The sequence below is a fragment of the Streptomyces novaecaesareae genome, from assembly GCF_000716875.1.
GTDB lineage: Bacteria > Actinomycetota > Actinomycetes > Streptomycetales > Streptomycetaceae > Kitasatospora > Kitasatospora novaecaesareae.
Genome location: NZ_JNWQ01000143.1, coordinates 1 through 9,365, shown reverse-complemented (window position 1 = coordinate 9,365; position 9,365 = coordinate 1). Strand labels below are relative to the sequence as shown.

The window sequence follows — 9,365 nt, the reverse complement described above, 5'->3', positions numbered from 1 at the left end:
CGCCGGCGTGGAGGGCGAGTTCGACGAGGGCGGTGCCGGGGAGGAGGGCGGTGCCGAAGACGGCGTGGTCGGCGAGCCAGGGGTGGGTGGTGAGGGAGATGTGGCCGGTGAGGACGTGTTCGTCGTTGTCGGCGAGGGGCAGCAGGGCGCTGAGGAGGGGGTGTTCGGTGGCGGTGAGGCCGGCGGCGCGGACGTCTCCGGTGGGTGCGGGGGCGTCGAGCCAGAACCGTTCGCGCTGGAAGGGGTAGGTGGGCAGCTCGATCCGGTGGGAGCGGCTGGTGGGGAGCAGGGCCGTCCAGTCGACGGGGTGGCCGTGGGTGTGGAGGTGGGCGAGGGAGGTGAGGAGGCGGGGGAGGCCGCCTTCGTTGCGGCGGAGGGTGCCGGTGACGAGGGTGGGGGTGTCGTGGGTGGGGGTTTGGGTGTCGAGGGTTTCTTCGATGGCGGGGGTGAGGACGGGGTGGGGGCTGATTTCGATGTAGGTGGTGTGGCCGTGGGTGGCGAGGTCGCGGATGGTCGGTTCGAGGAGGACGGGTTGGCGGAGGTTGGTGTACCAGTAGTCGGGGGTGAGGGTGGTGGTGTCGATGGGGGTGCCGGTGACGGTGGAGTGGAAGGGGATGGTGGCTTCCCTCGGTGTGATCCCGGCGAGTTGTTCGGCGAGGTGGTCGCGGAGTTGTTCGACGTGGTGGGTGTGGGAGGCGTAGTCGACGTCGATGCGGCGGGCGGGGATCTGCGAGGTCTCGCAGTGGGTGAGGAGTTCTTGGACGGCGGTGGCGTCGCCGGCGATGACGGTGCTGGTGGGGCCGTTGTGGGCGGCGACGGCCAGGTGCTCGCGCCAGGGGGCGAGGAGCTGGGTGGTGTCCTCGTGGTTGAGCGGGATGGAGGCCATGGCGCCTTGGCCGCTGATGGCGAGGATGGCTTGGCTGCGCAGGGCGGCGATGCGGGCGCCGTCTTCGAGGGTGAGGGCTCCTGCGACGGTGGCGGCGGCGATCTCGCCCTGCGAGTGGCCGATGACGGCGGCGGGCTGGATGCCAAGGGACTGCCAGAGCTCGGCCAGGGCGACCATGACGGCGAACAGCGCGGGCTGGACGACGTCGACACGCCCGAGGTCGAGGGTGCCGCGCAGGGCGTCGGTCAGCGACCAGTCGATGTACGGGGCGAGTGCGGTCTGGCAACGGGCGATGGAGGCCGCGAACACGGGTGAGGTGTCGAGGAGTTCGGCGCCCATGCCGATCCACTGCGACCCCTGGCCGGGGAACACGAACACCGGACGCTCGACCGTGCCGCTGCCCAGCACGACCCCGGGTGCGGTGGTGCCGTCGGCGACGGCGGCGAGAGCGCTCAGCAGCTCCGGGCGGCTCTTCCCGATCACCACCGCCCGCTGCTCGAACACGGACCGACCCGACACCAGCGCTCCGGCCACCTCGGCCGGTTCCCATTCCGGGTGGGCCTCGACCGCCGCCCGCAGCTGTTCGGCCTGCGCGCGCAACGCGGCCGGAGTCCGTGCGGAGAGGGCCCACGGGACGACGGGCGAGGGCGTCGTGGATTCGGGCTGCGCGGCCGCGGGAGTCTCCTCGGCGGCGGGCGCTTCCTCCAGGATCACGTGCGCGTTGGTCCCGCTGACCCCGAACGAGGACACGGCCGACCGCCGGGGCCGCCCCGTCCGCGGCCACTCCCGTGCCTCGGTGAGCAGTTCGACCGCCCCCGAGGCCCAGTCGACGTGCGGGGTCGGCTCGTCGACGTGCAGCGTCTGCGGCAGCACACCGTGCCGCATCGCCATCACCATCTTGATCACGCCACCGACCCCGGCCGCCGCCTGAGTGTGCCCGATGTTGGACTTCAACGAGCCCAGCCACAGCGGACGTTCGGCGGGCCGCTGCTGTCCGTAGGTGGCCAGCAGCGCCTGGGCCTCGATCGGGTCGCCCAGCCGGGTGCCGGTGCCGTGCGCCTCCACCGCGTCGATCAGGTCCGGTGACAACGCGGCCTCGGCGAGGGCCTGCCGGATCACCCGCTGCTGCGAGGGGCCGTTGGGCGCGGACAGCCCGTTGGAGGCGCCGTCCTGGTTGACGGCGGAGCCGCGTACCACCGCGAGGACCGGGTGGCCGTTGCGCCGGGCGTCGGAGAGCCGCTCCAGGAGCAGGACGCCGACGCCCTCGCCCCAGCCGGTGCCGTCCGCGGTGGCGGAGAAGGCCTTGCAGCGCCCGTCGGGGGCGAGGCCGCGCTGACGGCTGAACTCGACGAACATGCCGGGTGCGGCCATGACGGCCGCGCCGCCGGCGAGCGCCGTCGAGCACTCGCCCCGGCGCAGCGACTGGCAGGCCAGGTGCAGGGCGACCAGGGAGGAGGAGCACGCCGTGTCCACCGTGATCGCCGGGCCCTCCAGGCCGAACACGTAGGACAGCCGACCGGACAGGACGCTCACGGTGGTCCCGGTCAGGACGTGCCCTTCGACGAGGCCGCTCGCCTCGTGCATGCGGGCACCGTAGTCCTGGGTCATCGCGCCGATGTACACGCCGGTACGGGTGCCGCGCAGTGACGCGGGGTCGATGTCGGCCCGCTCGAACGCCTCCCAGGACGTCTCCAGCAGCAGCCGCTGCTGCGGGTCCATCGCCAGCGCCTCGCGCGGGCTGATCCCGAAGAACGCGGCGTCGAACCGGTCCGCGTCGTGCAGGAAGCCGCCCTCGCGGGCGTAGGTGAAGCCGCTGCGGGACGGATCGGGGTCGTACAGCGAGTCCAGCTCCCAGCCCCGGTTGTCGGGGAACGGTGAGACGGCGTCGCGGCCGTCCGCCATGAGCCGCCAGAGCTGTTCGGGGCTGCGGACCTCGCCGGGGAACCGACACGCCATCGCGACGATCGCGATCGGTTCCTGCTCGTCGGCAGCGATGGTGGTCGCCGCTGCCGTCGGGGCGTCCTCCCCGGCGAGCCGGGCGAGCAGGTGACGCCCCAGGGCCTCTGCCGTCGGATGGTCGAAGAGCAGGGTGAGGGGCAGCGTCAGACCGGTCGCCGCCATGAGCCGGTTGCGCAGCTCGACCGACATGGCCGAGTCGAACCCGAGGTCCCGCAGCGGCCGGTCCTCGGCGGCCGCCGCTGCGGGGCCGCACAGTGCGGCGATCTCGGCACGCACCAGATCACGGACCCAGCGCTGCCGTGCGGTGCGGGACCGGGCGGTGGCTGCGTCGAGGGCACCCGCGCCAGCGGCGTCCGAGCGAGCGGCGTCCGAGCGTGCGGCGCGGAACGGGTACGTCGGCAGCGGGATCCGTCGTGCGCCGGACCCGCTGAGGGCGGCCTCCCAGTCCGGCACGGCCCCCTGGACGTGCAGTTCGGCCATCGAGGTGAGGAACCGGTCCGCCCCGCCCTGGTTGCGGCGCAGCGTGCCGACGACGGCGGTGTCGCCCGTCAGGCCCTCGTCGTCCAGGGTCTCCTGTAGGCCTCCGAGGAGACCGGGGTGCGGGCTCACCTCCAGGAAGAGCCGGTGACCGTCGGCCAGCAGCGCGCGGGTGGCGTCCTCGAAACGGATCTCGCTGGTGATGTTCCGCAGCCAGTAGGCGGCATCCGGAGTCGCCGTGTCCAGCAGTCCGCCGGTCAGCGAGGAGTAGAACGGTACGGCGGAGCTGCGCGGGTGGATGGCGGCGAGGCCGTCGAGGATGCCGTCGCGGTCGAGGCCCAGCCCGGGAGAGTGCGCGGCGAGTCCGTTGCTCAGCCGTTTTGCTCGCACTCCCTCGGCTGCCAGTTCGGTCAACAGCTCGTCCACGGCCTCCCGGTCGCCCGAGAACAGCACGGATCGCGGGCCGTTGGTCCCGGCGACGACGAGTCGCCCCTGCCACCGGGCGAGCCGTGGTGCGAGTTGTTCCCGGGGCAGCAGGGCGGAGGCCAGATCGCCCCGGCCGGCTGCAGCGGCTTGCGCGCGGCTCCACAGCGCCACCACCTTGGCGGCTTCCTCCAAGGTGAGCGCACCGGCGACGTGGGCGGCCGCGATCTCACCCAGACTGGCGCCCACCACGGCCGCGGGCGCTACGCCACAGGCGCGCCACAGCGCCGCGAGCGAGACCATCACGGCGAAGAGAACGGGCTGGACGACCTCCACCGCCACCGGAGCGGGTGCGCCGGGGGCCTCGCGGAGCACCTCGGCCAGCGACCACGGGACGTACGGTTCGAGCGCGTCCTCACATGCCTGCATGTGCTCCCGGAACAGCTCCGAGGACTCCAGCAGGTCGAGGGCCATTCCCCGCCACTGCGTCCCCTGGCCGGGGAAGACGAACACGGCTCCGCGCGGGGTGTCCGCCGTGCCGCGCACAAGTGACGGTGCGAATCCGCCCTCGGCGACGGCCTGCAGCCCGTGGAGGGCGTCCACGCGGCTCTCGACGAGCAGGACGGCGCGCTGCTCGAACGTCGTCCTGGTCGTGGACAGTGAGAGGCCGACATCGGCGAGCCGGAGACCGGGGTCGGCTTCCCACCGGTCCCGGAGAGCCTGCGCCTGGGCACGCAGGGCGGCGTCACTGCGGGCGGAGAGGACCAGAGGTGTGAGTTCCGCGGCGAGGAGCCGCCGGGCGGCGGGCTGTGCCTCGGAGGCTGCCGGGGGATCGGCCGGTACGGCTCCGACCAGTCCGAGGACACCCGAACCCGACGCGGATCGGCCGCAGGCGATCGCCCCCCGGATCCGGTCGCCGTCGCGTCGCGCATCGGGCAGCCGCCGGAGCACTGCGAGGACCGTGCCGCCGTCGCCGGCGAGGGCGAGGTCGCACTCTCCGCGGCGCAAGGCCTCCGCGGCCAGTGCGACGGCAGCTCGCGCGGGGGAGTCCGACGGGCCGGCAGTCGCCCGCGGGCCGTGGAGGTCCAGTACGGCGGCAAGGCGTTCCGGCGATTCGTCCCGCGACGACGGTGCGAGGAAGACGCCGGTTCGGCTTCCGCGCAGCGAGGCGGGAACGATCCCGGCGTCCTCCAGCGCGCTCCAGGCGAGTTCCGACAACCTCCAGTCCGCAGGGCCGAAGTCGGCGGCCAGGGAGGCCGCAACCCCGAAGGCCGTAACCCCGAAGGCCGCAACCCCGAAAAACGTGGGGCCGCCGTCAGGGCCGTCGGAGCCCTGGTGGTCGCTCTCGACTTCGGGCGTCGGGCAGGACAGCCCGACAACGGCGACCGGGTCGTGCTCACAACTCGTCGGCGGCACTGCGCACTCGGCTTTCTGCTGGTCTCGATCTGCTGGCCGGTCCGCCGGAGCGGACGGGTAGCTCCGTTTCGATCCACCCGCTCTCGGAGGCTGAGAGCCTGCCAGGATGATCTTGGCGTCGACTTGGAGCCGACTTGGAGGAGTCTTGGAGCGCGTCCCTGACCCCCGCAGTGAGCATGATTTCCCAGGAATCATCATGTGCATGACATTGCGCCAAAAAAGGCGAGCCCGGTGGCGACGGCCGTGTTGCCCATCGCCACCGGGCTGTTGACCGGAAGGCCTATCCCTGCGGCGTGCTCATGCGCAGCCCGCGACGGGGTCGCCGCGCAGGATCGAGCCGAACAGCTGCTGCAACTCGGCGCCCGGGTCCACGCCGTACTCCTCCGCCAGGGTTCGTCGGGTCCGGTGGTACGCGTCGATCGCATCAGCCCGCCGGCCGGACGAGTACAGGGCCTTCATCAGCAGCCAGCTGAACCGTTCCCGGGTGGGGAACCGCAGGGTGAGCGCGGGCAGTTCGGCGGCGACCACCGAGAAGTCACGCGCCTCGGACAGCTTGGCTTCCCACAGACTTTCCAGTGCCAGGAGCCGCAACTCCTCGAAGCGTGCGGCCGCCTGCGCGCCGAGCGCGTAGTCGCTCACCTCGGGGTAGGCCGTTCCCCGCCACAGCGCCAGCGCACTCCCCAGTGTGCGTTCGGCCTTCTGGTGCAGCCCCGTCCGAAGCAGTCGCCGGCCGTCGTGCAGGAGGCGCTCGAAGAGGGTCGCGTCGATGCAGTCGGTGTTCACCGCCAGTACGTAGCCGTTCGGTTCACGCCTCAGGACGGTGTCGCGGCTGCGGGGCGGCCGGTTCGGCTCCAGGAGCCGCCGGAGATTCGACACGTAGCTGTGCAGGTTCGCCATGACGTCGTTCGGAGGGTTCCTCGGCCAGACGGCCTCGGAGAGTTGCTCCGACGTCACCGCCTTGCCCGGGGTCAGAAGAAGGGCGGATAATACCGCCCGCTGGCGCGCCGACCCCGGATTCACTGCTATTCCGTCGGCCTGGACCGCTAACGGACCCAGAACATTGAAAATCATTGCGTGACCCTCCGCCATAAGTCACCCCCAGTAAGGAAAGACGTTTCGACCGCTCGACGGAACACGCCTTGGTCCCAGGACCGGTCCCGGGGAGTCCCATGGGCTCTCGCGCGGTTGACGCCAGAATACTTGTAAATCTCCCGGAAAGAAGGTCTGGATTGGTGCTGCGCCTCTTGGTATGGCGCGCTGACATGCCGTCGCATCGGTCGGCCGGAGTGATCGGCCGCCTCTGTTCAGGAAGCAGGAGCACCGATCAACCGGCCCGGCGACGTCCCGCCGGGCAGTCGGAGGTTCCGCGTGATCTCGCTCACGCGGGGCGCGTGACGTGAATGTTGCACGCTCTCGTTCATCTCGTCCGCTGCCTCCGCGTCTCGACATCCGGACGGTGCGACAGCCAGGCGCAAATGCGGTGCGCCGTCACCGGATTGAGCTTTTGATCGGGTTCTTTCCGCCATCCACCGGCCCTGGTCGGCGGGCTCGGGTAGGGTTTCGCTCGCGGCGGTTGTGAGCGCTCACCGGTCGATCCTTGGGGTGTGCAGTAAAGCTGGCCGGCCGGCGCCCACATCAACGAGTCGATTCGGAGCGACAGTTGGAGAGGCCCGTGGCTCAGGGAGCCGGTTGGACCGTTCGGGCAGCCTACGGCACGGCCACGATCTGCGTTGAGATGCGGCGGGTGACCTGGAAGCGCGGGCGCGTTCCGGGCGGCTGGGGCCGAAGTTGGCGTTGGTGAGCGTGGTGATGACCGCGTACGGAACGAAGGCGGCCGCATCGTCGTCCGACTCGTCCGGGGCGCGAGTCCCAGCGGTCCGAAGTGGCGGAATTCCTGCCACATTTGCCGATCGGTCTGGAGGTGGTCATTGCGACTGCCGGGCAGCGGGTTCCCGATGGCCACCACCAGGCGACTGTTGGCGTCGATGACGGCCTGCAGATTCGTCGAGCACCCTCGCCGGCGGGCAGCCCGGACTACGCCGCGAAGTTGGACGGTGATGTCGTCTGCCGGCACGGCGATTGACGAGGAGGTTGGGCATCCCACCCGTCGGCTGATAGGCACGAGCTGCGGGGTCGCGCTGGTTGTCGCGAAGCCTTGACACTGCGTCACGAGCCGAGAACCCTGGTGCTGTACTCCAGGGACGCGAGGGACACGGCATGTCAGTGCCATGGGTTGACGAGAGCGGGCGCCACCAGGGTTTCCCGGTGGCGGTGTTGGCGGACGGCAGCGAGCCGGCGCCGTTGCCGGACGGGCGCACCACCTGGTGGCTCTACAACGGTGCGGACGGTCCTCGGGCCGCTGCGGTGCGCGGTGGTTGCAGCTGCGGCTGGCGGGGTGAGCGGGTGCACCTGCTGGACTTCGGTGACGACGTGGCGACCGAGGCGGTGGGCGAGTCCACCGGGCCGTTCGCGGACTGGGAGTGGCACGTCGACCTGGCCGAGGGTGTGGTGCCGCACGAGGTCGAGGAGCTGGTCGCGGCGCTGGTGGACCGGATCTGCGACCTGATGGAGAGCAAGCCGTACGCCGCTGCCCGTGCAGCCGCCCGGTTCGAGCGCGCCGCCGGTTCGACCGCACTGCTGGCCGGCCGCAAGGCCCGCAGCAACCTGATGACCTGGGAGTACATCGGCCGCGCCTTCGGCTGCGGGCCGGAGGCGGCGCTGGAGCGGTTCGGCGAGACGCTGCACGACGTCGACTGGGGCGATGAGGCGTAGGTCGTCAGGCCTCGCTGGATGCCACCGCCCCTCCGTGCTGAAAGTACGCGTCAGTTGTTCACGTCGAACACGGCGGTGACCGGGGCGTGGTCGCTCCAGCGCTCGGCGTGGGTGGCGGCGCGTTCGACGTAGGCTTCGACGGCCTTGTCGGCAAGGTTCTCGGTGGCCACGATGAGGTCGATCCTCCAGCGGATGGACGCCTTTTAGCACGGTCTTCTCCACTGCGTCGGCCAGGTTCTGCCACAGGTGGAACCGGTCGGCGACGTGGATCGCGGCCGGGGCGCCGAGCCGGACGGCTTCGGCATACGAGGCCGACCTGTCGCGGCAGACGACCTTCACCCCCGGGTGGTCGGCCAACCAGGCGGACACGGTCTCGACGGTGCGGTCGGGCAGCAGATCGACTGCGCGGCGGGTCTCGATGTCGACCAGGATCGTGGCGTAGACGTGGCCCTTGCGCAGGGCGAACTCGTCGATGCCCAGCACGCGCGGCACCGCGTGAGCCGGATCCGGCAGGGCGCGTATCAGCCGCAGGAGCGTGGATCGGCTCACCGGGACGGCGAAGGCCTCGGCCAGGCGGGAACCGGCCCGGCCGGCCAGGGCCAGGGCGAGTTGCTGCAGCGCGGTCTGCAGGCCCTTGCTCCGCCGCCCGTGACGGAAGGTCAGCCCCGCCGCCTGCTCGACGAACGTGGCCCGGGGGCAAGCCCGTTCACGACAGCGGAACCGGCGGACCCGTAACTCGACCACTACCCGGCGCCCGCCCGCCGCGCTGTCGTCCAACCGCCGCACGTAGCTGCTGTGCACCCGGGTCGAGACGGTTCCGCACGACGGACAGCCCGCCTCGTCGCCGGTCGTGGCGGCGTGGACGGTCACGCGGTCGGCGTGGATGGTCAGGGTGTTGACCGCGACGTCGGCGGTGCGGCGGAGCCAGAGGTCTTGGAGGAGAGCGGCAGTCACGACCGTTCATGATCGCGGTTCCGGTGACGCTCCGTGGCTCTGGCACGGAAAGTGATCCAGAACCAGTTTTCACCCGCCGCCGAGAAGTGCGCGTACCGGAACGTCGTGCGCGCACCCCGGACATGCCTCACCCTGGGGGTCGATGGGTGAGGTGGAGCCGTTGAAGCTGGTGCTTCCGGCGTAGACGGCGGTCAGCGCGTGGATGCCGACGCCGAGGGTGGAGGTGGTGAAGGTGGCCACGCCGCCGGAGACGGTGGCGTGGCCCAACAGGGTGGCGCCGTCGAAGAACGACACGGTCCCGGTGGGGGTGCCGGCTCCGGGGGCGGTGGCGGTGACGGTCGCCGTCAGGGTCACCATCTTCCCGTGCAGCGACGGGTTCGGCGCCGAGGTCAATGCCGTGTTGGTGCTGGCCTTGGCGACCGTCTGCTTGATGGTCGCCGAGGTGGAGGTGTTGTAGTTGCTGCTCCCGTTGTAGGTG

General features: G+C 71.3%; 4 protein-coding genes and 3 pseudogenes. 1 reads left to right on the top strand and 6 read right to left on the bottom strand.

Annotated features, from left to right (window positions below; all coding sequences use genetic code 11):
• The 3 genes and pseudogenes from OP86_RS31410 to OP86_RS39290 form a co-directional block, all read right to left on the bottom strand.
• On the bottom strand, positions 1–5,356 hold a 5,356-nt coding region (locus OP86_RS31410), incomplete at its 3' end, for a type I polyketide synthase (protein WP_245231843.1).
• Between the two features lie 102 nt (positions 5,357–5,458).
• Complete coding sequence (locus tag OP86_RS31405) at positions 5,459–6,232, bottom strand: AfsR/SARP family transcriptional regulator (RefSeq protein WP_167344245.1); 774 nt, start codon at positions 6,230–6,232, stop codon at positions 5,459–5,461.
• Between the two features lie 853 nt (positions 6,233–7,085).
• Positions 7,086–7,172: pseudogene (locus OP86_RS39290) on the bottom strand (IS5/IS1182 family transposase); the annotation flags it as partial.
• Positions 7,173–7,378: 206 nt separating this feature from the next.
• Here OP86_RS39290 and OP86_RS38525 point away from each other — a divergent pair.
• Positions 7,379–7,933: a hypothetical protein gene (locus OP86_RS38525; RefSeq protein ID WP_245231844.1), complete on the top strand. Its 555-nt coding sequence runs from the start codon at positions 7,379–7,381 to the stop codon at positions 7,931–7,933.
• A 50-nt stretch (positions 7,934–7,983) separates the two neighbouring features.
• Here OP86_RS38525 and OP86_RS38520 read toward each other — a convergent pair.
• The 3 genes and pseudogenes from OP86_RS38520 to OP86_RS31390 all read right to left on the bottom strand — a co-directional run.
• A pseudogene (locus OP86_RS38520) lies at positions 7,984–8,121 on the bottom strand (exodeoxyribonuclease III); the annotation flags it as partial.
• A pseudogene (locus tag OP86_RS38515) lies at positions 8,105–8,803 on the bottom strand (ISL3 family transposase); the annotation flags it as partial. The pseudogenes OP86_RS38520 and OP86_RS38515, both read right to left, overlap by 17 nt.
• A 153-nt stretch (positions 8,804–8,956) precedes the next feature.
• The coding region (locus OP86_RS31390) for an Ig-like domain-containing protein (RefSeq protein WP_033334231.1) at positions 8,957–9,365 on the bottom strand (409 nt) is incomplete at its 5' end.

Coding starts and splice junctions, on each gene's coding strand:
- OP86_RS31405 (WP_167344245.1), bottom strand. CDS start 6,232: ATGATTTTCAATGTTCTGGGTCCGTTAGCGGTCCAGGCCGACGGAATA.
- OP86_RS38525 (WP_245231844.1), top strand. CDS start 7,379: ATGTCAGTGCCATGGGTTGACGAGAGCGGGCGCCACCAGGGTTTCCCG.